This window comes from Granulicatella elegans ATCC 700633, from assembly GCF_000162475.2.
GTDB lineage: Bacteria > Bacillota > Bacilli > Lactobacillales > Aerococcaceae > Granulicatella > Granulicatella elegans.
Map to the genome: position 1 here is coordinate 19,079 of NZ_KI391971.1, position 24,198 is coordinate 43,276.

The 24,198-nt window shown below is 33.7% G+C and carries 20 protein-coding genes; 19 read left to right on the forward strand and 1 reads right to left on the reverse strand.

What is annotated here, in order from left to right:
• Positions 1 to 39: 39 nt before the first annotated feature.
• Complete coding sequence (locus HMPREF0446_RS00115) at positions 40 to 1,044, reverse strand: lactonase family protein (RefSeq protein ID WP_006703799.1); 1,005 nt, start codon at positions 1,042 to 1,044, stop codon at positions 40 to 42.
• A gap of 139 nt (positions 1,045 to 1,183) precedes the next feature.
• On the opposite strand from HMPREF0446_RS00115, the gene HMPREF0446_RS00120 reads away from it, so the two are divergent.
• The 19 genes from HMPREF0446_RS00120 to HMPREF0446_RS08420 all read left to right on the forward strand — a co-directional run bounded on the left by HMPREF0446_RS00120 (position 1,184) and on the right by HMPREF0446_RS08420 (position 23,810).
• The gene (locus tag HMPREF0446_RS00120) at positions 1,184 to 2,359 is read left to right on the forward strand and encodes an AI-2E family transporter (RefSeq protein ID WP_006703798.1); all 1,176 of its coding nucleotides are present in this window, start codon (positions 1,184 to 1,186) and stop codon (positions 2,357 to 2,359) included.
• A gap of 86 nt (positions 2,360 to 2,445) precedes the next feature.
• On the forward strand, positions 2,446 to 3,183 hold the full coding sequence (locus HMPREF0446_RS00125) for a prepilin peptidase (protein WP_006703797.1): 738 nt from the start codon (positions 2,446 to 2,448) through the stop codon (positions 3,181 to 3,183).
• 87 nt (positions 3,184 to 3,270) lie between these two features.
• Positions 3,271 to 3,591 carry a hypothetical protein gene (locus HMPREF0446_RS00130; protein ID WP_020991215.1) on the forward strand — a complete coding sequence of 107 codons (321 nt, stop codon included), beginning with the start codon at positions 3,271 to 3,273 and terminating at the stop codon, positions 3,589 to 3,591.
• Between the two features lie 557 nt (positions 3,592 to 4,148).
• A complete protein-coding gene (gene arcA, locus HMPREF0446_RS00135; protein ID WP_006703795.1) occupies positions 4,149 to 5,366 on the forward strand; it encodes an arginine deiminase in 1,218 nt (405 codons plus the stop codon).
• Between the two features lie 67 nt (positions 5,367 to 5,433).
• A complete protein-coding gene (gene argF / locus HMPREF0446_RS00140; protein WP_006703794.1) occupies positions 5,434 to 6,447 on the forward strand; it encodes an ornithine carbamoyltransferase in 1,014 nt (337 codons plus the stop codon).
• Positions 6,448 to 6,537: 90 nt separating this feature from the next.
• Complete coding sequence (locus HMPREF0446_RS00145) at positions 6,538 to 8,079, forward strand: YfcC family protein (RefSeq protein WP_006703793.1); 1,542 nt, start codon at positions 6,538 to 6,540, stop codon at positions 8,077 to 8,079.
• Between the two features lie 70 nt (positions 8,080 to 8,149).
• Positions 8,150 to 9,490 (forward strand): M20 family metallopeptidase, encoded by a 1,341-nt coding sequence (locus HMPREF0446_RS00150; RefSeq protein WP_006703792.1) that lies wholly within the window; start codon positions 8,150 to 8,152, stop codon positions 9,488 to 9,490.
• Positions 9,491 to 9,528: 38 nt separating this feature from the next.
• A complete protein-coding gene (gene arcC, locus HMPREF0446_RS00155) occupies positions 9,529 to 10,476 on the forward strand; it encodes a carbamate kinase (protein WP_006703791.1) in 948 nt (315 codons plus the stop codon).
• A 142-nt stretch (positions 10,477 to 10,618) separates the two neighbouring features.
• Positions 10,619 to 11,689 (forward strand): DUF6930 domain-containing protein, encoded by a 1,071-nt coding sequence (locus tag HMPREF0446_RS00160; RefSeq protein ID WP_006703790.1) that lies wholly within the window; start codon positions 10,619 to 10,621, stop codon positions 11,687 to 11,689.
• A 330-nt stretch (positions 11,690 to 12,019) separates the two neighbouring features.
• Entirely contained in the window at positions 12,020 to 13,771 is a 1,752-nt protein-coding gene (locus HMPREF0446_RS00165; protein WP_006703789.1) for an ABC transporter ATP-binding protein, read from the forward strand.
• Positions 13,765 to 15,513, forward strand: a complete 1,749-nt coding sequence (locus HMPREF0446_RS00170; RefSeq protein ID WP_006703788.1) for an ABC transporter ATP-binding protein — start codon at positions 13,765 to 13,767, stop codon at positions 15,511 to 15,513. The genes HMPREF0446_RS00165 and HMPREF0446_RS00170 overlap by 7 nt, the downstream gene beginning before the upstream one ends.
• Positions 15,514 to 15,868: 355 nt before the next feature.
• Positions 15,869 to 17,005: an amidohydrolase gene (locus HMPREF0446_RS00175; protein ID WP_020991216.1), complete on the forward strand. Its 1,137-nt coding sequence runs from the start codon at positions 15,869 to 15,871 to the stop codon at positions 17,003 to 17,005.
• Positions 17,006 to 17,010: 5 nt separating this feature from the next.
• Positions 17,011 to 17,691, forward strand: coding sequence for an NAD(P)H-dependent oxidoreductase (locus HMPREF0446_RS00180; protein WP_006703786.1), 681 nt, complete (start codon positions 17,011 to 17,013; stop codon positions 17,689 to 17,691).
• Positions 17,681 to 17,854 (forward strand): hypothetical protein, encoded by a 174-nt coding sequence (locus HMPREF0446_RS08530; protein WP_006703785.1) that lies wholly within the window; start codon positions 17,681 to 17,683, stop codon positions 17,852 to 17,854. The genes HMPREF0446_RS00180 and HMPREF0446_RS08530 overlap by 11 nt, the downstream gene beginning before the upstream one ends.
• Before the next feature lie 253 nt (positions 17,855 to 18,107).
• Positions 18,108 to 19,451, forward strand: coding sequence for a carbohydrate ABC transporter substrate-binding protein (locus tag HMPREF0446_RS00185; protein ID WP_006703784.1), 1,344 nt, complete (start codon positions 18,108 to 18,110; stop codon positions 19,449 to 19,451).
• Positions 19,452 to 19,613: 162 nt separating this feature from the next.
• Entirely contained in the window at positions 19,614 to 20,498 is an 885-nt protein-coding gene (locus HMPREF0446_RS00190) for a carbohydrate ABC transporter permease (RefSeq protein ID WP_020991217.1), read from the forward strand.
• A 10-nt stretch (positions 20,499 to 20,508) separates the two neighbouring features.
• A complete protein-coding gene (locus HMPREF0446_RS00195) occupies positions 20,509 to 21,390 on the forward strand; it encodes a carbohydrate ABC transporter permease (RefSeq protein WP_006703782.1) in 882 nt (293 codons plus the stop codon).
• A 15-nt stretch (positions 21,391 to 21,405) separates the two neighbouring features.
• Entirely contained in the window at positions 21,406 to 23,637 is a 2,232-nt protein-coding gene (gnpA, locus tag HMPREF0446_RS00200) for a 1,3-beta-galactosyl-N-acetylhexosamine phosphorylase (protein WP_006703781.1), read from the forward strand.
• The gene (locus HMPREF0446_RS08420; RefSeq protein ID WP_006703780.1) at positions 23,637 to 23,810 is read left to right on the forward strand and encodes a DUF6903 family protein; all 174 of its coding nucleotides are present in this window, start codon (positions 23,637 to 23,639) and stop codon (positions 23,808 to 23,810) included. The genes gnpA and HMPREF0446_RS08420 overlap by 1 nt, the downstream gene beginning before the upstream one ends.
• The last annotated feature ends 388 nt before the right edge of the window (positions 23,811 to 24,198 follow it).

Below are 24,198 nucleotides of genomic sequence, written 5' to 3' on the forward strand. Positions count from 1 at the left end.
GAAACTCCCCTGAGGTTTTCAGGGGAGTTATATTTTTGTCTAAAACGGAATGACGCAAACTACTTCTGGTGCGAAGAAGTCTTTTTGACAAAGGGATAATGTTCCCGTTTCAATATTACGTTCATATAGTGTTAAGTTGTCGGATTCTTGATGTCCAATGACGATAAAGCGTTCATCCTTACTTAAATGGAAATCACGCGGTACACTTCCAAAAGTATCATAATCAGCTACGAAAGTTAGCGAGCCTGTTTCTTCGTGCGCTTGGAAAACATAAATACGATCATAACCACGATTACTAGCGTATAGGAATTTCCCATTTTTTGTCAGATGAATAGCTCCACCCCATGCTTGTTGTTCCGATGTTGTTAATAAGTGCTGTTCAATAAAAGTAAAGCTTCCATTTATAGCGTCATACGCTAATACTTCAATACTAGCATTCAATTCACAAATTAAATAAGCAATGGGCAGAGTAGGGTGGAAAGCTAAATGACGAGGCCCAGCTCCTTTTCTACTATTATATGTAGAAACACGTTGAAGTTTTTCTCCGTTTTGTTGATAAGTAACTACAATATCACTACCTAAATCACAGACCACAATCCATTTTTCATCAGGTGTATAGTCCGTATAATGAACATGCGGTTGCTTATCTTCAAGAGAAGGATGAATGACGCGATCGGTTAATGTTACTGCTGCGTCAAATTTGTAAGAAGAAACATGTCCTTCATGATAATTAGCAGCTAAAAGATGATTGGATTCCTTATTAAATGCAATATAACATGGAACAGCTTTTGTATCATGAAAGTGAGAAACTTTTGTGAGAGTCTCTGCAACTTGTGTGTTGAATACCGTTATTCCACCAGTTTCTTCCTTTGAAACAGCTGCTAGTAATGAATGGTCAGCATTCAATGCTAAATAAGTAGGATTTTCAATTTCAGCTTCTAATGTTAGATTTGAGAATTGTTTTTTTTCAGTATCTAATTGAACAGAATAAATTCCTTTACTGACACGTTTTGTATAAGTCCCTAGAAAGAATTTTTCAGTCATATCAATCAACTCCTTAATGTATCATTGAGAATATAGTAGCACGGTTCTTAAAAAAAATAAAAAATTCCTTCTCAAAAATTTTTATTTAGTTGAAAATATGATACACTAGAGCTAAATTTTAGAAAACGAGGTGCCTTGAATGGAAGAATTCGAACATACAACTTCATCAAAAACATGGTTTTGGAAATGGTTTTTGAATAATCGATTAGTGAATACATTGTTAGTGATTTTACTCCTTTTAATTAATATTTTTGTTTTTACTAAAATCTCTTACCTTTTTTCTCCATTAAAAGGATTTTTCTCGATTATTGGATTTCCAATGGTAGGTGCGGGAATTTTATTTTATATGGTTAAACCAATTCAAGATTTTCTAGTGGAAAAGGGCGTTCATAAATCTGTGGCAATTCTATTAAATTTTATTTTATTGATTGTCTTATTATTAGCAGCTATTTTTAGTTTTATTCCTATTGTAGAAAAACAGTTGAGAGAATTAGTGACTCAATTACCAATTTATTACCAGATTATTAGTCAACAAGTCGAACGTGTGGTACAAAGTAATACTTTTTCAGCAGTACAAGAACAATTAAACGGAATTAATATGGATTTCTTACAATCATTAGGAACAAGAGTGAATGGCTTATTGAATGTTACATTTAGTGGGATTGGAAATGTTGTTGGAGCTGTTGGAGAATTTATGATTGGAATTATTACAATGCCAATTCTGTTATTCTACTTATTACAAGATGGGGAGAAAATTTTACCTGCAGTACTTCAGGTTTTCCCAACTCGTTCTCGTAAACGGATGAGCATCGTATTAACGGAAATGAATCAACAAATTAGTTCTTATATTAGAGGACAATTAACAGTAGCCATTGCGGTAGCGATTATGTTCTCGATTGGATATGCGATTATTGGTTTACCGTATGGTGTGACAATTGCGATTTTAGCAGGAGCATTAAATGTCATTCCATATGTGGGGTCGTTTTTCGGAATTTTACCTGCGTTAATTGTTGGTTTTGTTATTTCCCCTTGGATGTTTGTTCAAGTATTCATTGTATTTGTTATTGAGCAAACATTAGAAGGAAGAATTGTTTCTCCATTAATTTTAGGAAACTCATTACAAATGCATCCGGTGACAATTTTAGTCGTGTTACTTTCAACTGGTAAAATTTTTGGTCTAGTAGGACTATTGTTAGGAGTTCCTGGTTATGCTGTTTTAAAAGTTATTATTAGTCATATTTTTGATTGGTATAAAGAATATTCTGGTTTGTATGTAGAAGAACCAAAAACAGAAGAAAATTTAGTGAAAGAATAAAAATAAAAAACACTTTTTTCGAAAAAAAGCATAGTTATAAGTAGAGAGTTTATAACGGATAGCTAAATCGAAAGGAGTGTTTTTTTATGTGGTTTATAAGTTTTATAGTCGGATCTTGTGTCGGAAGTTTTTTGAATGTAGTGGCTTTAAGACTACAAAAGGAAGAAGATTTTATAAGAGGACATTCTCATTGTACCAAGTGCTTGCATGAATTAAGTTGGAAAGATTTGGTTCCAGTTCTTTCATGGATCTGGCTAAGAGGGGAATGTCGTTATTGTGGGAGAAAAATTTCACCTCGTTATTGGATTGTAGAAGTTATATCTGGCTGTATATTCATGCTCACGACAGGAATTTGGAATGAAGGAGAATGGACGGTATTGCTGGATCTGTGGCTATTAATGAGCCTAGCAATTTTTTGTAGTTTAACGGATTTACAAGAGCAAGTAATTTATCCGAAAGGCTTAGCGATAGTCGGATTACTTCATATTGTAATTGGGTTGTTGAGCTTATTAGAGAATTTATACTTTCTATCAACGTTGGTGGCACTGGGATTATATGGGGGGATTTATATAGTAGGTTATTTACTATGGAAGGAAGAAGTGTTTGGACTGGGGGATTGTTATTATTTATCGACAGTTGCCTTGTGGTATCCCATCAAAGAAATTGTACTTATTGGATTACTTTCATTTGTAGTAGGTGGAGGAATATTGGGGTTGCTGCTAATTATTAAAAAAGAGCGAATAGAAAGAGTTGCATTTGTTCCTTTTATTGTGATAGCCCAAGTTTTAGTGATGATTTTAGGTGTGGAATGGTTTGGTTGGTGAAGATGAAGGAGATGAAGTATAAGATTATATTGAAAGAACTATTTTTTATGATTTATAATAGAACAATAAAAACTAGGAGTGAAGGATATGAAAAAAATAATAAATCAATTCGCTTATCTACTAATCATTGCGTTAACTTTTTATGGATTACCCTTAATCGACCGAGAAAGTAAAATGTTAATGTTATGGATACTATTTCCTCTTGTGTGTTTTTTAAGTGCCATTGTATACGGTATAAAATATTTGTTTTCTTTAGTGTATTCTATTTTGGTAATGGTACTTTTTATTCCAACGATTTTTATTTTTTACAATGAAACAGCTAGTTTTTATATAGGAGTATATGGAGTAATTTCTCTTGTTGGGAATTTATTAGGAAGTTTCATTCGAAAAATCGATGATCGAAAATAATTTTAAGAATGTAAAGACGATAGAAGAATAGGCTATCGTCTTTTTTATACCATATGTTCTAAATGTTCCGAGAAAATAAAAGAAATGAATATTAAAAATCGGTAAATAGAAAGAAAAAGAAGAATATAACTGAACAAGATTAAAAAGTGATTAGAAAAGTTAATGATAAATTATATAAAATAAGAGTTTTCAAAAATAAAAAATATAAAAAATAGCATGAAAAAATATTTCACAAAAAGAAAATGATTTCTTGTGAAAGTTATATTTAAAAACGTTTTTAAAAAATTGATTTAATGCTTAATTGATAGGGAAAACATTGAAAATAAAATGAAAGAAAATGAAAAATAAAAAGTGAAAAAAATCATTTGATTTCAAATGTCAGAATAAATTCATAAAAAATATTTTAACTAAAAACTAACTTGAAAACGAATTCATTTAGCTGTAAGATAGGTGCATAAGGAAATGGTACTAAAAATTAAGACCGATCAACTTATTGTTCTATTTCCTAAGCTATGAATTCATAACTGTTCAAATTTTTAATTAGGATGGTGGCTATTATGTCAAACCCAATTCACGTATTTTCTGAAATTGGACGCTTAAAGAAAGTTTGTTTGCATCGCCCAGGTAAAGAGTTAGAAAATTTGATGCCAGACTATCTAGAACGTTTATTATTCGATGATATTCCATATTTAGAAGATGCTCAAAAGGAACATGATGCATTTGCTGAAACTCTTCGTAATGCTGGAGTAGAAGTTTTATACTTAGAGCAATTAGCAGCTGAAGCAATTGATGCTGGTGGCGTTCGCGAAGAATTCGTAGATGAATGGTTATCAGAAGCAGGTGTAGCAAGTGTTGCTTCTCAAAAAGCTATTAAAGAACACTTACTATCATTACCAACATTTGATTTGGTATTAAAAACAATGGAAGGGTTCCGTAAAACTGAAGTTCAAGCAGAAGCTACAACTTTAGCAGGTATGTACGAAACAGATTATCCATTTGTAGTAGATCCAATGCCAAACTTATACTTCACACGTGATCCATTTGCTACGATGGCGAACGGTGTTTCATTAAACCACATGTATGCAGATACACGTAATCGTGAAACAATTTACGGTAAATATATTTTCACTTATCACCCAGTTTATGGAAATGGAAAAGTTCCATTCTTCTACAACCGTACTGAAGATACTCGTATCGAAGGTGGAGATGAGTTAGTTCTTTCTAAAGAAGTATTAGCTGTAGGTATTTCTCAACGTACAGATGCTCGTTCAATTGAAAAAATTGCTCAAAAATTATTTGCTGAAACTGATTTCAAACAAGTGTTAGCATTCGTAATTGGTGAAAACCGTAAATTCATGCACTTAGATACTGTATTTACACATATTGATTATGATAAATTTACTATCCATCCAGAAATTCAAGGCGGATTAAAAGTATTCTCTATTACAAAAGGAGAAAATGGTGCGCTTAACATTGAATTAACTGAAGATAAATTAGAAAATGTATTAGCTAAAGCATTAGGCGTACCTTCTGTAACATTAATTCCTTGTGGTGGTGGCGACCCTGTAGAAGCCGCTCGTGAACAATGGAACGATGGTTCTAATACATTAACAATTGCACCAGGGGAAGTAGTTGTATATGACCGTAACGTTGTAACAAACGCAATCCTTGAACAATATGGTATTAAATTACACAAGATTCGCGGAAGTGAATTAGTTCGTGGTCGTGGTGGCCCACGTTGTATGTCAATGCCATTCGAACGTGAAGATTTATAATTTAAAATAAAATCTTTTATAATATAATTAATTTAGAATTACAATTTTGAAAGGAGTCATTCCAAATATGACACAAGTGTTCCAAGGCCGTAGCTTTTTAAAAGAAAAAGATTTTTCTCGTGCAGAAATTGAATATTTAATCGATTTCTCAGCACACGTTAAAGATTTGAAAAAACGTGGTGTTCCACATAAATTCCTAGAAGGTAAGAACATTGCCTTATTATTCGAAAAAACATCTACTCGTACTCGTGCAGCTTTCACAACTGCAGCAATTGACTTAGGTGCTCACCCAGAATATTTAGGTAAAAATGATATCCAATTAGGTAAAAAAGAATCAGTGGAAGATACTGCTAAAGTTTTAGGCCGTATGTTTGATGGAATCGAATTCCGTGGATTCAGCCAACAAGTCTGTGAAGACTTAGCAAAATACGCTGGTGTTCCTGTATGGAACGGATTAACAGATGCATGGCATCCAACACAAATGATTGCTGACTACTTAACTGTTAAAGAAAACTTTGGTAAATTAGAAGGATTAACTTTAGTTTACTGTGGTGACGGACGTAACAACGTTGCAAACAGCTTATTAGTAACAGGTGCAATCTTAGGTGTAAATGTTCATATCTTCTCACCAAAAGAATTATTCCCAGAACCAGAAATCGTTGCTTTAGCTGAAGGATATGCTAAAGAAAGCGGCGCTCGTGTATTAATTACTGACGAAGCTGAAAAAGCTGTTAAAGGTGCAGACGTATTATACACAGACGTATGGGTATCAATGGGTGAAGAAGACAAATTCACTGAACGTGTAAACTTATTACAACCTTACCAAATCAACATGGACTTAGTTCGTAAAGCTGAAAACGAAGACTTAATCGTTTTACACTGCTTACCAGCATTCCATGATACTGAAACAGAATACGGTAAAAAAATTGCTGAAGAGTTCGGCATTAAAGAAATGGAAATTACTGATGAAGTATTCCGTAGTAAATATGCTCGTCAATTCGATCAAGCAGAAAACCGTATGCACTCAATTAAAGCAATCATGGCTTTAACTGCAGGTAACTTATTTGTAAACAAAGTTTAATAACAAAAAGTAACATAGAAAGCCATTCTGGTTCTGATGTTGAATCAGAATTAGAATGGCCTTTTTTATAGATAGATGGAGGATATTATTATGGCTGAACAAGTAGCTGAAAAAAAAGGTTTTAAAATGCCTTCTTCATATACTGTTTTATTCATTATTATTGCAATTATGGCTTTATTTACTTGGATTATTCCAGCTGGACAATATGATAAAACAGAAGATGGTAACTTAATCGCTGGTACTTATCAACAAGTTGATTCAAACCCTCAAGGTTTCTATGATGTTGTCATGGCTCCAGTTTATGGTATGTTAGGACGTGACCATAAATTAAACGAAGGCCAACCAAATGAAATTGGAATTAAAACAGAAGGTGCAATTCAAGTTTCCTTCTTCATTTTAATGGTAGGTGGATTCTTAGGAGTCGTAACTGAAACAGGAGCACTTGATGTAGGGATTGCTTCTATCGTTCGTAAATATAAAGGACGTGAAAAAGCGTTAATTCCAGTATTAATGTTCTTATTCGCGTTAGGTGGAACAACTTATGGTATGGGTGAAGAAACAATGGCATTTTATCCATTAATTGTTCCTGTAATGTTAGCTGTAGGTTTTGATACAATTACTGGGGTAGCGATTGTGTTAGTTGGTTCTCAAATTGGATGTTTAGCTTCAACAGTTAACCCATTCGCAACTGGGGTTGCTTCAGATGCAGCTGGTATTAGTGTTGCGGAAGGTATTGGATTACGTTTAATCTTCTTCGTTGTAATGTGGGCAATTTCAGCATTCTATGTATATAACTATGCAAGTAAAGTTGAAAAAGATCATTCTAAATCTTACACATATGCAACTCGTGAAGCTGATTTAACTTACTTCAATGTTGAACAAACTAATGCTGAGTTAAGCGGAAAACAAAAAGCTGTATTAACAGTATTTATTTTAACATTCATTATTATGATCTTAAGCTTAATTCCATGGGCTAAATTTAACATTCATGTATTTGAAAAAATCAATGAAGTTATCGTTGGTATTCCATTTATCGGTCAAGTATTTGGTCAATCATTACCTTTAGGTGAATGGTACTTCCCTGAAATTACAATGTTATTCTTAATGATGGCTGTATTAGTAGGTATTACTTACAGAATGAAAGAAGAAAAATTCATTCAAGTATTTATGACTGGTGCTGCAGATTTATTAGGTGTTGCCTTAATCTGTGCATTAGCTCGTGGTATTCAAGTAATTATGAACGATGGTATGATTACTGCTACAATCTTGAACTTTGGTGAAAATGCATTATCAGGTTTATCAGCGCAAGTATTTATTGTATTAACATACATCTTCTACTTACCATTATCATTCTTAATTCCTTCTTCTTCAGGTTTAGCAGGTGCTACAATTGGTATCTTAGCTCCTTTAGGAGAATTCGTAAATGTATCTCAATCATTAGTAATTACTGCTTTCCAATCAGCAAATGGGGTACTAAACTTACTATCACCAACTTCTGGTATCGTAATGGGTGCATTAGCATTAGGACGTATCGAAATTACAACTTGGTGGAAATTTGTTGCTAAATTAGTAGGTATTGTAATGGGCGTTTCAATCCTATTATTAATCTTAGGAACATTCATTAATATTTAATTAGTAAAATAACTTTAAAAGAACTCCCCTCGAATTAAAGGGGGGATTTCTTATTCTTAAGGAGGATACGATGAGCACATTTATTACAGAAAAACATAAAGAAGAATGTATTGAATCAATTAAAAGATTGGTCCGTATTCCTTCTGTCCTAAATGAAGGTGAAGGAGACACTCCTTTTGGAAGAGATATTCAATTCGCATTAGAAGATGCATTAGCTTTATGTCGTGAACTTGGCTTTAGTACATACATTGATCCTAAAGGGTATTATGCTTATGCTGAAGTTGGAAGTGGCGAAGAGTCTTTAGCAATTCTATGTCACTTGGATGTTGTTCCAGCAGGAGATTTGAATAATTGGGACACTCCACCGTTTGAAGCTGTTCTAAAAGATGGTTTCCTTTATGGAAGAGGAACTCAAGATGATAAAGGCCCTTCAATGGCAGCCTTATATGCGGTAAAAGCATTAATGGATGCAGGAGTGGAATTTGACAAACGTATCCGATTCATTTTTGGGACTGATGAAGAAACATTATGGCGTTGTTTAGCTCGTTATGGCGAGTTAGAAGAAGTAGCAACAATGGGATTTGCACCTGATGCGGAATTCCCATTAACATATGCTGAAAAAGGTTTATTACAAGTGAAATTGTATGGACCAGGAAGCAGCGTCTTAGACTTTCATTCAGGAGATGCTTTTAATGTAGTTCCAGGAAAAGCATCTTATAAAGGAGAGTATTTCTCTCAAGTAGTAGAAAAATTATCTTCATTAAAATTTGAATATGAAACACATGAAGATGAAGTAACTGTTTTAGGAGTTTCTAAACATGCAAAAGATGCACCACTTGGTGTGAATGCATTGGTTCGCTTAGTTAAGGGACTTCACTCAGTTGTTGATCATTCAGCACTAGCGTTTATTTCAGAAGTAGTTGGAGAAGATGCTACAGGTAGTAGTATTTTAGGAAAAATTGAAGATGAACCATCGGGTGGTTTAACATTCAATGTCGCAGGATTGACGATTACATCAGAAAAATCAGAAATTCGTATTGATATCCGAATCCCAGTACTAGCAGATAAAGATACAATTGTCAAAACTCTATCTGAAAAGGCAAAAGAATTTGGATTAGAATATGAAGAGTTTGATTACTTAGGACCATTGTATGTACCATTAGATAGTGTTCTAGTCGATACATTAATGGCTGTCTATCAAGAAAAAACTGGAGATACAACTCATTTACCACAATCTTCAGGTGGCGCAACATTTGCTCGTACAATGAAAAATTGTGTCGCTTATGGAGCAGTATTCCCAGATTCACCAATTACATTCCATATGGAAAATGAAAAAATGTCGTTAAGAGATATATTTGGTTCAATGGATATTTATGCAGAAGCAGTATATCGATTAGCCGGTAAAAAATAGTATAAGATTGAAATTCAATCATAAAGGAGTTTATAAAAATGTCACGTAAAATCGTAGTAGCGTTAGGCGGTAACGCAATTTTATCATCAGATGCTTCAGCAAAAGCTCAACAAGAAGCATTAATTCAAACAGCAAAATACTTAGTACAATTCATTGAAAATGGCGATGAATTAGTTGTTACTCACGGTAATGGACCACAAGTTGGTAACTTATTATTACAACAAGCAGCAGCTGACTCAGAAAAAAATCCAGCAATGCCATTAGATACATGTGTTGCGATGACAGAAGGATCAATCGGATTCTGGTTACAAAATGCATTAGTAAATGAATTACAAGCACGTGGCATTAAAAAAGATGTAGCTGCAGTAGTAACACAAGTAATCGTCTCAAAAGACGACCCAGCATTCTCAAATCCAACTAAACCAATTGGACCATTCTTAACAGAAGAAGAAGCTAAAGAACAAGCAGAAGCTACTGGTGCAACATTTAAAGAAGATGCAGGTCGTGGCTACCGTAAAGTAGTTCCATCACCAAAACCAGTTGGAATTAAAGAAGTAAATACAGTTAAAAACTTAATCGCTTCAGGTACTGTTGTAATTACAGCAGGTGGGGGAGGTATCCCAGTTGTTGAAGACCCAGAAACTAAATTTTTAACAGGTGTTGAAGCAGTTATCGATAAAGACTTTGCTAGTCAAACATTATCTGAATTAGTTGGAGCAGACTTATTCATCGTGTTAACAGGTGTTGACAATGTTTATGTAAACTTCAATAAACCAGATCAACAAAAATTAGAAACTGTAACAACTAGCGAATTGAAAAAATATATTGGAGAAAATCAATTTGCACCTGGTTCAATGTTACCAAAAGTTGAAGCAGCTATTGCTTTTGTTGAAAACTATCCACAAGGTAAAGCTATCATTACTTCATTAGAAAATATCGCTGAAGTATTAAAAGGTGATGGCGGTACACAAGTTGTTGCTGGCTAATTTTATTAGACATTAAGAGACAAAAGGATTGACGGAATGACCGTTAATCCTTTTTTTATGCAATTAATTTTATAAATACAATGATATTTCATTTAAACTATGGTAATATTAATAGGAAATTTATTAAAGAGAGAAGGATTAGATGACTTCATCTATGTATGCATTAGCCTTGCAAATAGAGCAAGAATTAAATAAGATTTCATCTAAAAAAGGTCATGTTGTTTTTAGAACATTAAAAGGTGAAACAAAATTCGTATTTCAATTTGAGAAGAATCATAGGAAAGGTTTAGTGATTCAATTATTAAAAAGTGAAGAAGAGTTAGCATTTGTAACAACAATTGAAAAGAAATGTCGTTTAGAGAGAGCAACTCGTCAATCAGAATTGGATTTACAATGGTTATCAAAAGGCATTCAAATTCGTTTTGACAAGAAATCAATTATTTATGATACTGAGATTCAAAGAATGGAAAGATTAGGAATTGAAGTTGAGAAATTTGAAGTATTACCGAATATTTTAAATTTTACTGAAGAAAATATTGGAAAAAGTACAGCTGTAACGAATCAAAATAGAAAATTTGTTGAACAAGTATTCACCCTAGTTTTACAAGAAGGAAATCTTGAAAAATTAGAGTTAGTTTGGAATAAACAACAAAAAAACTATTATCAAACTTACCCAGTATTTACGTTTAATCAACGAACAAAAGATGTAAATTATGTTCAACAAGAAAACATGTTAGCTTTAAAAGATATTCCAAAATATCAATATTATGTTTCAAATACACCAGCTGAATTACAAATTTCTGAGTTTGAGTTTGCTAAATTTATGGAACGAATTGAAGTGACTGTAAATGTTTCGATGCAAGTTAGAATTGGAGTCCAAGAATTAGTAAGTTCGGAAATTTCGAAACAAAACATTCCATTTGTCATTGAAATGGCGGATAAAGATGCCGTTGCTTATACAAAATTAATGAATACGATTGATCCAAAAGCCATTCAAGAAGAATTTTTAGAAATGTTTGCAGAGTTTCAATTTAAACCAACAACGATTTTAGTTTCGGGATTATTTGGAGTTTATTTAAGTAATGTCTTAAGCCCATTAGCAAAAAGAATGTCGATTAAAATTAAACAGGTAGATAACTTACCAACGTTTAATCGATTAACACAAGAAGAAAGAATTGTATCATTTTTAAATTTAAATGGGATAAGCGTGTAAAAATTCACTTGCAAAAAATCTTATTTAGGTGTACGATGAGTGTGTTAAGCAAAAGTGTTTAACAAATAATATGAAGGAGGTAGTTGTAATGAACAACTTAAATGGAAAACATCAACAATTGAACAAAACAACTAAAATCTCCTTACAGAATATGACAATGTATTAATATACTCACTTTAATTATTTTTGGTTTTGCGAAATGAGGCTAACTGTCTGCTGTAGTAGGTAGTTAGCTTTTTTTCATAGATAAAAGTGGAGGGACTAGTTGTGTATACATGTATACGGAACTAGTCTTTTTTTGTCAAATCTCTGTGGGAGTAAGGAGGATATATGAAAGTCATTGTAAAACACTTAGGAGTTTATTTTAAGAAGCACTGGGTGAGATATGTCATTATTGTATGTAGTGCGATTTTAAATAGTTATTTATTAGTCGTTCCTGCAAAAATATTAGGACAAATTGTCAATGCGATTGTGGATCAATCGTTGACGCAATCACAACTTTTGGGATATATAGGGTTCTTTTTCCTATCATTAGTAGGGGTTTATGTATTAGACTCTGCATTAATGTATTGGATTTGGTTTGCACGTTTTGACTATATTACAAATTTACGATTAGGGACGATGAAGCAATTATTATGGAAAAAAGCACCATTTTATACGAAGTTTAGAGTCGGAGATATTGTAACTCGTTCAAGCGAAGACCTTGAGACAATTGGGACTTTAGTAGGGTTTGGAGTATATGCGTTTCTAAATGCACTCTTTATTACTTTATCCGTTTTGTCGAATATGGTGATGAATGTTTGGTGGGAGTTGACCCTAATTTCCGTTTTACCAATGCCGGTATTAGCCTATGCACTCTATCGTTTAACGGATAAAATTGAAATAGTGTATGGGGATGCTCAAAAGGCTATTTCTGATATGAATGCAGAAGTATTAGAAATGATTGATGGTACTTATGTCATTCGAGCTTATGGGCAAGAAGATAGGATGAGTCAAATTTTCCAGCAGAAAACAGAAGATTCTCTTCAAAAAAATATTGCAGTAGCTAAATTGGGAATGTTATTTATTCCATTAGCACAAGTAGTTGTAGGAATTTGTATGTTGATTGGGTTGATTTATGGTGGAGGACTTGTTCAAGAAGGGAAAATTTTATTAGGGAGCTTAGTTTCGTTTCCAATTTATATCGGTTTATTAGTCTTTCCATTGTATTTAATTGGAGACATTGTCGTAATGATTCAACAAGGAAAAGTTTCGTTTGAAAGAATTTTTGAACTATTCGAAACAAGTGATGATTTAGAAGAAGATGGACAGGAAGAATTAGGGCAATTCGAAGAAATTCGTTTTGAAAATTTCTCCTTTACTTATCCTGGCGAAGAAAGCCCTACATTGAAAAATATTACAGTTAGTATTAAGAAAGGACAAACGATTGGAATTGTTGGAAAAACAGGTTCAGGGAAAACAACCTTCCTAAAACAGTTCTTACATCAATATCCTTATCATCATGAAACAGTTTTACTGAATCAAAAGGAATTGGTTCATTGGAAACGTCAATCGGTGGATGCTTTAATGGCTTATGTGCCACAAGAACATGTGCTATTTTCTAAAAGTATTTTAGAAAACTTGAAACTTGCTAATAAGGAAGTAACAGAGCCAGTTGTGTGGGATGTGTTAGAACAAGCTGCCATTGCGGAAGATATTCGTCGTATGCCAGAACAATTGGAAACAATAATTGGCGAAAAAGGGATTACTTTAAGTGGTGGGCAAAAACAAAGATTATCCATTGCTCGTGCCTTACTGAGAAATTCTGAAATTTTATTACTCGATGATGCCCTATCAGCTGTTGATGCTAAAACAGAAAACCAAATTGTGGATCATCTAAAATCAGAAAGACTTGATCAAACAAATATTATCACAGCACATCGATTATCGGCGATTCGACATGCAGATTGCATTTTAGTATTTGAAGAGGGTCAGATTGTTGCTAGGGGAACTCATGAAGAATTACTCGAACAAAAAGGTTGGTATTATGAACAATACTTGAAACAAGAATTAGGAGAAGGAGAGGTGAGCGAAGAATGCTAAAAACAATTTTTTGGTTATTAAGCTATATTCGTTATGAAAAACGTTCCTTTTTCATTGGATTTATTTTATTATTACTCGCTTCAGCTTCAGGAGTTTATGCACCGATTGTTGCAAAACAATTTATTGATTTGGTGATTACACCATCAGAAAATTCAGGTGTCATTAATTGGGGGCAGATTACTCAATTTGCCGTAGTCTATTTTGGCTTATTGCTCATTTCAGCGTTATCGGCTTATTTTGGACGCTTTATCTTAAGTATAATGTCGAATCGTTTAACAAAACGTTTAAGAGATGAATTATTTGATAAAATTCAACATTTGCCGATTCGTTATTTTGATTCCTTACCAGCAGGGAAAGTTGTGTCAAAAATTACGAATGATACAGAAGTTGTTCGTCAAAATTTCTTTGTTGCAGCAACTGCTAATGTTTTAAATAGTATTATCATTATTGTTGGTATTTATGTTGTTATTTTTTCTCTTAATATTCGATTAGGAGCTGCTTTATTATTAGTCATTCCAGCTATTCTTTTATGGCAAGTAGTATTTAGTAAAAAGGCAGGAGCTTTTACAGGACCTCTTCGTGAGAGTTTTAGTAATATGAATGGGAAATTAAATGAAATCATTCAAGGAATGTCTATTATTCAAGTGTTTCAACAAGAAAAACTAGTGAATAAAGAGTATGAAGAGATTGTTCAAGAGTGGAAAGGAATTGGTCTTGAAGAATTAAAGGTAGAGTCTTTCTTAGCTTGGAGTGTTGTCGGGTTCCTAAGAAATGTTACTTTAATGTTTGCCGTTTTATATTTGAGTGTGAAATATTTAGGAGGAACATTAGGATTAACGGCTGGATTTATTTATGCGATTGTGGACTATATTAATCGTCTCTATGATCCGATTGATAATTTAGTACAAATTTTTGCGGGATTGCAACATGCTTTTGCAGCGGGTGGCCGAGTGATTGAATTAATGGAAACACCAATCGAGAAATCAGGAGATGCTGATTTTGTCATGGAAGATGGGAAAGTAGAATTTAAAAATGTATCTTTCTCTTATGATGGAAAAACTCCTGTTTTGAAAAATATTTCCTTCACGATTGAAGCAGGTGAAACAGTGGCTTTTGTAGGGCATACTGGTTCCGGGAAATCGACGATTATGAATTTGTTATTTAGATTTTATGACCCAACGGATGGAGAAATTTGGATTGATCATCAAAATATTGCTTTATCGAATCAGCGTAAAGTGCGTGAGAAGATGGGGATTGTGCTACAAGATCCGTATTTATTTGCTGGAACTTTAGGAAGTAATATTGGGATGGAGAATCCAGAAATTACCACTGAAATGATGGAAAATGCGTTGATTCAAGTCGGAGGTAAACATATTTTAGAGCGTTCTGAAGAAGGGTTGGATAAACTGATTCAAGATAAAGGGGCGGAGTATTCGTCTGGGGAGCGTCAGTTGATTTCTTTTGCGCGAGCGTTAGCGTTTAATCCAACGATTCTAGTGTTGGATGAAGCGACTTCTCATGTGGATACGCAAACGGAAGGAATGATTCAGCAGGCAATGGAAGTTCTGTCGAAGGATCGTACGACAGTTATGATTGCGCATCGTTTATCTACGATTGTTCATGCGGATAAAATTTTCGTGTTGGATAAGGGTGAGATTATTGAACAGGGGAATCATGCTGAATTAGTTGAACAAGACGGAATGTACGCGCAGATGTACCGCCTGCAAGTGGAAAAGAATTAGATTTTGTCTGATGTAGCGTTGGACGCCAGTAGCCCCTTTGGGTCTCTTGGCTAAAATTCGAGCCTAAGGTCTCGAATTTTCCAGTACTATCAGCCTGTGTGGCTGATAGTACTCGAGCTACTGTAGGAAGTCTATTCTTTTCTTAACGAAAGTAGAGAAGAGTACGTTTGAAAATTTATCTGAAGTAGCCAAGATACCCGTAGGGGCTACTGGCGTCTACCACTACATCAGATAAAATCGATTTCTATTCCCGTAGTATTTATTGTAAGCATGAGGAAGCTTTAAGCGTTTCCTCATGTTTTTTTACTTTGTTTGTAGTAAAATGAAAATAAGTGATTTTCAAGAGGTGATTGTTATGAAAGAAGAATGGATTCAAGAAGCAGTGAAAATGAGACGAACATTACACCGTTATCCAGAATTATCCGAACAAGAATTTAAAACAACTGCATATATTCAAGAAAAATTAACAGAATGGGGAATTTCTTATCGTCCTTTAAAAACACCAACAGGTGTTGTTGCTGAAATTGGAACGAAAGAAGGTCCCGTTATTGCGCTTCGTGCAGATATGGACGCATTACCAATTTATGAACAAACGGATTTAGACTATCGTTCAGAGCATGATGGAGTGATGCATGCTTGTGGGCATGATTTTCATACAGCTAGTTTATTAATGGCTGCGAAAATTTTAAAAGATAAAGAAGAAAGCTTAAACGGGAAAATTCGATTCATTTTTCAGCCAGCAGAAGAAATGAATCGAGGTGCTCGTGCTTTAATTGCTGAAGGTGTATTAGAGGGAGTCGATGCAATTATTGGATTCCATAATAAGCCTGAATTACCAGTTGGAACAATTGGGATTAAATCTGGACCACTAATGGCAGCTGTGGGACAATTTTCTGTGGAATTAAAAGGTGTAGGAACGCATGCGGCTGCTCCACATAATGGGAATGATCCAATTGTTACTGCATGTCAAATTATTACGAATTTACAAGCGATTGTAAGTCGTCATGTTTCACCATTGTCACCTACAGTATTAAGTATTTCTCATATTGAAGGGGGAAATACTTGGAATGTTATTCCAGAGCGTGTTTTCTTTGAAGGAACAATTCGTACTTTTTATAAAAAGGATCAAGAGAAAATTCGCAGTTTAATGGATCATATGGTGCATCAAATGGCAGCTGTTTATGGACAAGAAGCACATATGGAATGGATTATGACACCGCCAGTTGTAGATAATGATGAAGAAGTGACTAACATTGTAAAAGAAACAACAGAACAATTTGCGACAATTGTGACTCCTGAATTAACATTGGGAGCAGAAGATTTTGCGAATTATATGGAATATGTTCCAGGATGTTTTGCGTTTATCGGAACAGGTTGTCCTTATGAATGGCATCATCCATCTTTTGTAGTAGATGATGCAGCGTTACAATATGCGATTTCTTATTTTGTAGAAAATAGTCAAGCTTTACTAAATCAATATCAGAAAGGGTAAATTTAATGACTAAAACATTAATTATTATGAGTCATCCTGATGTAGCTCAATCCTCTTCCCAGCAATTTTTACTAGCGGCCATTAAAGGAGAAGAACGGATTCAAATTCGTCATTTAGAATCGATTTTAGCAGAACAAGAAAATAATCATTTTGATAAGAGAATAGAACGAGCTTGTCTTCAAGAAGCAGACAGAATTATTTTTCAATTTCCATTTTATTGGTATCAATGTCCAAGTGTGATGAAGCAATGGATGGATGAAGTATTGACGTTGAATTTATCACAAAAAGGGAAAAAGAAAGAACTGGGAATTGTAGTTACAGTAGGTGCCAAGAAAGATCGATATGCAGCGGGTGGTTCAGTAGGATTTGGAATCGAAGAGTTACTGAGACCTTATCAAGCGTTAGCCAATCAATTAGGATGGAACTATCAAACACCATTTATCATTTATCAATTTCAGTATTTAAAAGAAACTCAAAAGCAACAATTATTAGTGGATTATCTGTACTATTTAGAAAATGGTTCGCATTATTTTAGTGAAAAAGAACAATGGATGTTGGAGAAGTTAGAGCAATATTCAAATACTCATACAGGGTCAGTAAGAGAGTGGATTGTAGAATTGCAACAAGAAAGAGAAGAATTAGTGATGATGCTTTCAGAAATGGGGAATGAAGCAGATGGATTCTAAATGGATGGAAGAACAAATTGCTACTTGGCAAGAAGAATGTCAAGATTATAAAGAAAGAGCTTTTTTAGAAGCTTGTAAACAATTATTGATGGAACAACAACAGCGAGTAGATCATTATAAGGCACAATTGGATGGACAATTATGGAGTCCGAAAGAGTGGTAAGCATTAAAAGAATGATTATTTACCGATTGAATAAAAAGTATATAGATAAAATATAAAAGATTTATAGGAAAGAATTCGATTTATAACATAATCAGATTCTTTCCTGTTTTTATTTTATAAAAAACAATATTGTTATAAAATATAGCAACAAAATAGTTGTGTAAACGTTTTATTCATAGTATTATGATGTCGAGGTAAAAAAAGAATAACCTTTCGAAAATGAAGAATTTTCGAGAAAACAGGAGGAATATTTATGAAAAAGAAATTAATGTTATCAAGTGCAGCGTTATTAGCGACTGTTGGATTAGTAGCTTGTAATAATAAAACAACAACTACTGACAAACCAGCAGAAACTAAATCAGGAGAAAAGAAAACTCTTAAATTAGCAGCTCTTGAATCAGGTTATGGAAAAGAAATGTGGCCTGAATTAATTAAAGCTTATGAAGAAGCAAATCCAAATGTTAAAGTTGAATTACAATCTAGTAAAGAATTAGAAGATGAACTTTCACCAAAAATGAAAGCGGGAGATTTCCCAGATGTTGTAATGCTTGCATTAGGACGTAAAAAAGCTTTACCAGAAACATTAATTAAAGAAAAAGCTTTAGCAGATATCTCTGACTTATTCGATATGAAAGTATACGGAGAAGATAAAAAAGTTTCTGAAAAATTATTAAACGGTGTATTAGGTTCTACAGTTACAGATCCATATCGTGATGGAAAACACTACTTAGCTCCAATGTTCTATGCACCAACTGGTTTATTCTATAACCAAGGGTTATTTGAACAAAAAGGCTGGGAAGTTCCAAAAGATATGCCAGCTATGAAAGAATTAGCAGAAAAAGCAAAAGCAGAAGGAATCTCATTATTTACTTATCCAACAACTGGATACTTAGATAGCTTCTTCCCTGCATTATTAGCAAATGCTGGTGGCGTTGACTTATTCAACAAAGCAATGAGCTATGAAAAAGGAATCTTTGCTTCTGAAGGAGCAACTAAAGCGTTTAATGCATTAGGCGAATTAGTGAAAAATGTTGAACCTTCAACAGTAGCCAATGCTAACCCACAAAGCTTTACTAAGAACCAACAATTATTATTAGATAACAAAGCTTTATTCATGCCAAATGGTACATGGGTAGTTGGAGAAATGAAAGATGCTCCTCGTGCTGATGGATTCAAATGGGCTATGAATGCTGCTCCAGCAATTGAAAAAGGTGGCAAACGTTTCGTTTACTCATTCTTCGAACACATCTGGGTTCCAGAAGCAGCAACTAACAAAAAAGAAGCTAAAGAATTCTTATCATTCTTATATTCTGATAAAGCAGCAGCAATCTTTGCTAAACACAATGCTGCTCAACCAATTCAAGGTGTAACAAGCAAATTACCTGCTGAATTACAAAGCTTATACAAAGTTGTAGATGAAGTAGATGGAGTTATCAATGGTAACTTTGTTGCTACAAAACCAGTTGAAGGTGTAAACATGAAAGAAACATTATACGGTCAAATCGACTCTGTAGCATCTGGTCAAAAATCTGTAGCAGATTGGCAAAAATCAGTTGAAGAAGTAAGCCAAAAATTAGGTGCGGCTGTAGAAAAATAATTCTTCAACTAGTGTGAATGGATAGAAAAGGAGCTGGGAAAAGGGGCTCTTCCGGAAAGATAAACTCAGTTTTAAGTAGTTTCAGAGTTCCAAGAGTTTTCTTTCAGGAGGTAGCCATTCCCAGCTTTATTTTATACTTAAATAAAAGATAGGAGCATGAAGATGAATAATCGTCGGAAAAAAGAGCGTGCAGGATTTATCCTAGCATGTATATTACCTGCCATTATATTATTTCTTACTTTCTTAATTTATCCAACGATTGAAGTGTTTAGAATGTCCATGTATCGTTGGGGTGGATTTTCAAAGAACAAACAATTTGTAGGGTTTGATAATTTTGTAACTTTATGGAAAGATGAGAATTTTTCAAGAACTATTCAAAATACGATTTTATTAATTGTTATTGTAACGATTGTAACAGTTGTTTTAGCAGTGTTATTTGCATCAATTTTAACAACTGAGAAAATTCGTGGAAATAATTTCTTTAGAATTATTTTCTATATTCCAAACATTTTATCAATCGTAGTTATTGCTGGTTTATTTGCAGCGATTTATGATCCAAATGGTGGTTTATTAAATGCCATTTTACCAAAAGCATTGGAACGTTTATGGTTGGGAGACCAAGGAGTTGTCATTTATTCTTTAGCTTTTGCCTTAATTTGGCAAGCAATTGGGTATTATATGGTAATGTATATGGCTGGGATGGCAAATATTCCATCTAGCTTATATGAAGCAGCTGATCTAGACGGTGCAGGAAAAATTGGTAAATTCTTCAATGTAACATTGCCGTTAATTTGGAATAGTATTCGTACAACATTAACATTCTTCATTATTAGTACGATTAACTTAAGTTTCTTATTAGTACAAATTTTAACAAATGGTGGTCCAGATGGTTCAACAGAAGTATTCTTAAGCTACATGTTTACTCAAGCTTATACAAACTCTTCCTTTGGTTATGGTATGGCAATTGGGGTAGTTGTATTTATCTTCTCATTTGGATTATCAGGTATCGTTAGTCACATTACAAAACGTGACATTCTAGAATATTAGGAGGCATATTATGAAAATGCAAACTCGTTCATTTGAACGCTTATATAAAGCATTTATTTATGTAGCGTTAATTACTTTAGCCATTTCCATTATTGTGCCTGTTGGTTGGGTATTTGTCGCATCAATTAAGCAAAATAGTGAGTTTTATGGTAGCCCATGGACAGCACCTAAAGGATTTTATTTCCAAAACTTTATTGATGCTTGGACAAGTGCAAAAATGGGAGATTATATGTTAAATTCTGTTATTGTAACAGCATTAGCATTAATCATTTTAGTAGCTGTTGCGATTCCAGCTGCTTATGTATTAGCAAGATTTAAATTCCCTGGAAGCAAACTCATTAATACACTTCTAAAAGGTGGATTATTCATTAACGTAAACTATATTGTTGTTCCAATCTTTTTAATGCTACTAGATTGGGATAAAGGATTAAAATCATTTGGAATCGCAAATGGCTTCTTCTTAAATAATATTTTTGTACTTGCAGTAGTTTATGCTGCTACATCATTACCATTTACAATTTACTTATTATCAAACTTCTTCAAAACTTTACCGACAACATTTGAAGAAGCAGCAGCTATTGATGGTGCAGGATATTTTACAACAATGTTCAAAGTTATGACTCCAATGGCTAGACCAAGTATTATTACAGTAATTTTATTTAACTTCTTATCATTTTGGAATGAATATATTATTGCATTAACATTAATGCCTGGTAAAAATCAAACATTGCCAGTAGGGTTGAAAAACTTATTACAAGCACAACGTGGTGCAGCGCAATATGGTCAAATGTACGCAGGGATGGTATTAGTAATGTTACCAACATTGATTCTATATATTCTTGTTCAAAATAAATTAACACAAGGAATGACCTTAGGTGGTTCTAAAGAGTAGGAGAGGAGAAACACCATGAGCAAAACGAAGGGACGTTTAACATTACCAAGTCAAGCTAATTTTTTGAAAGAAACAAAAGAATTGATTGAACGTTGGGGAGCAGATGCCATTCGAGATAGTGATGGTACTAAATTAGATGAAGCAACAAAACAATTAGATGCAAAAATTTATACAACTTATTTTGTTGCAAGAAATCATAATGAATTTGCTGAAAAGCATATGGAAGAATGCCAACAAATTTATGTGATGTCTAAATTCCATCTAGCAACTTCAAGTGAATTAGAAATTCCATTTATGGATGGATATTTTACAGATCAAGTTCAACCAGATTACGTTCATGATGAAAAATTATATTGGGAAGTCATCGACCGTACAACGGGGAAAGTGGTTAGTGTTGAAAATTGGGTATTAGATAAAGAAAGAAATATTGTTACAGTTCATGGAGCAGAAGCTTTTCATGAATATACGGTATCATTTTTAGTATATGCTATTTGGGATCCAACTCAAATGTATAATCATATTACAAATAATTGGGGAAATGTTCCACACGATATTCCATTTGATGTCCGTCAACCGGCTTCTAATGAATATATGCAAACTTATTTAAAAAATTGGCTAAAAGAAAATCCAGATACAGATGTTGTACGTTTTACAACTTTCTTCTATCACTTCACATTGATTTTCAATCAATTAGGAAAAGAAAAATTTGTAGATTGGTTTGGATATGGAGCTAGCGTTTCTGTAGCGGCTTTAGAAGCTTTTGCAAAAGAAAAAGGCTATCGCTTAAGAGCGGAAGATATTGTGGATGAAGGGTATTATAATTCTACATTTAGAACACCAAGTAAAGCTTACTTAGACTATATCGACTTTATCCAAAAATTTGTTGCAACAGAAGCGAAAAAATTAGTAGATCTTGCACATGATGCAGGAAAAGAAGCAATGATGTTTTTAGGGGATAACTGGATTGGAACAGAGCCTTATGGAAAATATTTCAAAGAAATTGGTTTAGACGCAGTAGTTGGTTCCGTAGGGGGCGGAGCAACTTTACGTATGATTTCTGATATTCCTCATGTGAAATACACTGAAGGAAGATTCTTACCATACTTCTTCCCAGATGTATTTAGAGAAGGAAATGATCCAACCATTGAAGCGAATAAAAACTGGTTATCAGCAAGACGTGCAATTATGAGAAATCCAGTTGACCGTATTGGATATGGAGGCTACTTAAGTTTAGCATACCAATTCCCTAAATTTGTTGACTATATTGAACAAGTAACGGATGAATTTAGAGAGATTTACGATGTTGTAAAACATACAAAACCATATGTTGGTTTAAAAGTTGCTATTCTAAATGCTTGGGGTAAATTACGTACTTGGCAATCTCATATGGTGGCACATGAATTACCATATAAACAAATTTATTCGTATTTAGGAATTATGGAAGCGTTAAGTGGTGCCAGTGTTGATGTTCAATTCATTAGCTTTGAAGATATTTTAACAACAGATATCTTAAAAGACGTAGATGTAATTATTAATGCTGGTGATGCCGGAACTGCATTCAGTGGTGGGGATGTTTGGAAAAATCCAGAACTACTAACTAAAATTCGTGAATTTGTATATAACGGTGGAGGATTTGTTGGAGTAGGAGAACCGACAGCTGTTCACCATCAAGGTAGATATTTCCAATTAGCAGATGTTCTAGGGGTAGAACGCGAAATGGGATATAGCTTATCTACTGATAAATATTTTACAAAAGAATTAGACACTCACTTCATTACAGAAGATATTAAAGATGTACGCAAAATCGATTTCGGAGAAGGAATGAAGAATGTCTATGGATTGACTGAAAATACAGAAGTATTAGAATTCAGCAATCCAAAAGTTTCTCAAGAAGTAGAAGGTATTGTAATGCCAGCAAATGCTGAAGGAAAAGAATTTGGTGAAATTCATTTAGCAGCTAACCCTTATGGAAAAGGTCGTGGAGTATATCTTGCAGGTCTACCTTATAGCCCAGAAAATACAAGATTATTGCTTCGTGCATTATATTATGCAGCTGCTAAAGAACAAGAATTCAAAAAATGGTATTCTTCTAATTTATCTGTTGAAGTTCATGCATATCCTGAAAAAGGCTTGTATGCAATTGTCAATAATACAAATGAAGCACAAGAAACTGAAGTTTATGATGGCCATGGAAATCATGAAACAGTGATCATGAATCCAAGTGAAATTAGATGGGAGCATATGTGATGAATCCAAAAGTTAGAATATGGATACGAGTAGTCTTAATCATTGTCTTCTTAATTATGTTAATTAAAGGACATCAAATGGTTGGAAAACCAGGAGTTGCCACAATGTTAGTAGCTCTAGTAGGCTTGTTAGCTATATTATGGGATTATAACCGTCCATATAGCAACTCGTAAAAAGAAAATAAAGAAGAAAAGGACAAGGACAACAGTTCTTGTCCTTTTTTGCATGCAAAAAAGAGAGGGAAATACTTAAGGAAAATTCGAGACCAAGGCTCGAATTTTAGGCATGAGACTGCAAGGGCTGCTACCGTCCTTGTAATTTCGTTAATATCGATTTTTATTAAATACACGTAAAAATTGTATATCGATGAGGAAAGAAATTTTTCACCGTAGCAAAGGTAAAATAATCCATTGAATAATGGATTATTTTACTGGAAAATTTGAGACTTCAGGCTCAAATTTTAGCCAAGAGATTCGCAAAGCGAAGCTACTGGCGTCCAATGCTACAGTGAAAATATCATTTCCGTATATTAAGTAGGTTGACTACCTACCTTTTCTTTGT

Excerpts from the sequence above, each read along its gene's own strand:
- HMPREF0446_RS00115 (WP_006703799.1), bottom strand. The coding sequence starts at position 1,044 with ATGACTGAAAAATTCTTTCTAGGGACTTATACAAAACGTGTCAGTAAA.
- HMPREF0446_RS00120 (WP_006703798.1), top strand. The coding sequence starts at position 1,184 with ATGGAAGAATTCGAACATACAACTTCATCAAAAACATGGTTTTGGAAA.
- HMPREF0446_RS00125 (WP_006703797.1), top strand. The coding sequence starts at position 2,446 with ATGTGGTTTATAAGTTTTATAGTCGGATCTTGTGTCGGAAGTTTTTTG.
- HMPREF0446_RS00130 (WP_020991215.1), top strand. The coding sequence starts at position 3,271 with ATGAAAAAAATAATAAATCAATTCGCTTATCTACTAATCATTGCGTTA.
- arcA (WP_006703795.1), top strand. The coding sequence starts at position 4,149 with ATGTCAAACCCAATTCACGTATTTTCTGAAATTGGACGCTTAAAGAAA.
- argF (WP_006703794.1), top strand. The coding sequence starts at position 5,434 with ATGACACAAGTGTTCCAAGGCCGTAGCTTTTTAAAAGAAAAAGATTTT.
- HMPREF0446_RS00145 (WP_006703793.1), top strand. The coding sequence starts at position 6,538 with ATGGCTGAACAAGTAGCTGAAAAAAAAGGTTTTAAAATGCCTTCTTCA.
- HMPREF0446_RS00150 (WP_006703792.1), top strand. The coding sequence starts at position 8,150 with ATGAGCACATTTATTACAGAAAAACATAAAGAAGAATGTATTGAATCA.
- arcC (WP_006703791.1), top strand. The coding sequence starts at position 9,529 with ATGTCACGTAAAATCGTAGTAGCGTTAGGCGGTAACGCAATTTTATCA.
- HMPREF0446_RS00160 (WP_006703790.1), top strand. The coding sequence starts at position 10,619 with ATGACTTCATCTATGTATGCATTAGCCTTGCAAATAGAGCAAGAATTA.
- HMPREF0446_RS00165 (WP_006703789.1), top strand. The coding sequence starts at position 12,020 with ATGAAAGTCATTGTAAAACACTTAGGAGTTTATTTTAAGAAGCACTGG.
- HMPREF0446_RS00170 (WP_006703788.1), top strand. The coding sequence starts at position 13,765 with ATGCTAAAAACAATTTTTTGGTTATTAAGCTATATTCGTTATGAAAAA.
- HMPREF0446_RS00175 (WP_020991216.1), top strand. The coding sequence starts at position 15,869 with ATGAAAGAAGAATGGATTCAAGAAGCAGTGAAAATGAGACGAACATTA.
- HMPREF0446_RS00180 (WP_006703786.1), top strand. The coding sequence starts at position 17,011 with ATGACTAAAACATTAATTATTATGAGTCATCCTGATGTAGCTCAATCC.
- HMPREF0446_RS08530 (WP_006703785.1), top strand. The coding sequence starts at position 17,681 with ATGGATTCTAAATGGATGGAAGAACAAATTGCTACTTGGCAAGAAGAA.
- HMPREF0446_RS00185 (WP_006703784.1), top strand. The coding sequence starts at position 18,108 with ATGAAAAAGAAATTAATGTTATCAAGTGCAGCGTTATTAGCGACTGTT.
- HMPREF0446_RS00190 (WP_020991217.1), top strand. The coding sequence starts at position 19,614 with ATGAATAATCGTCGGAAAAAAGAGCGTGCAGGATTTATCCTAGCATGT.
- HMPREF0446_RS00195 (WP_006703782.1), top strand. The coding sequence starts at position 20,509 with ATGAAAATGCAAACTCGTTCATTTGAACGCTTATATAAAGCATTTATT.
- gnpA (WP_006703781.1), top strand. The coding sequence starts at position 21,406 with ATGAGCAAAACGAAGGGACGTTTAACATTACCAAGTCAAGCTAATTTT.
- HMPREF0446_RS08420 (WP_006703780.1), top strand. The coding sequence starts at position 23,637 with ATGAATCCAAAAGTTAGAATATGGATACGAGTAGTCTTAATCATTGTC.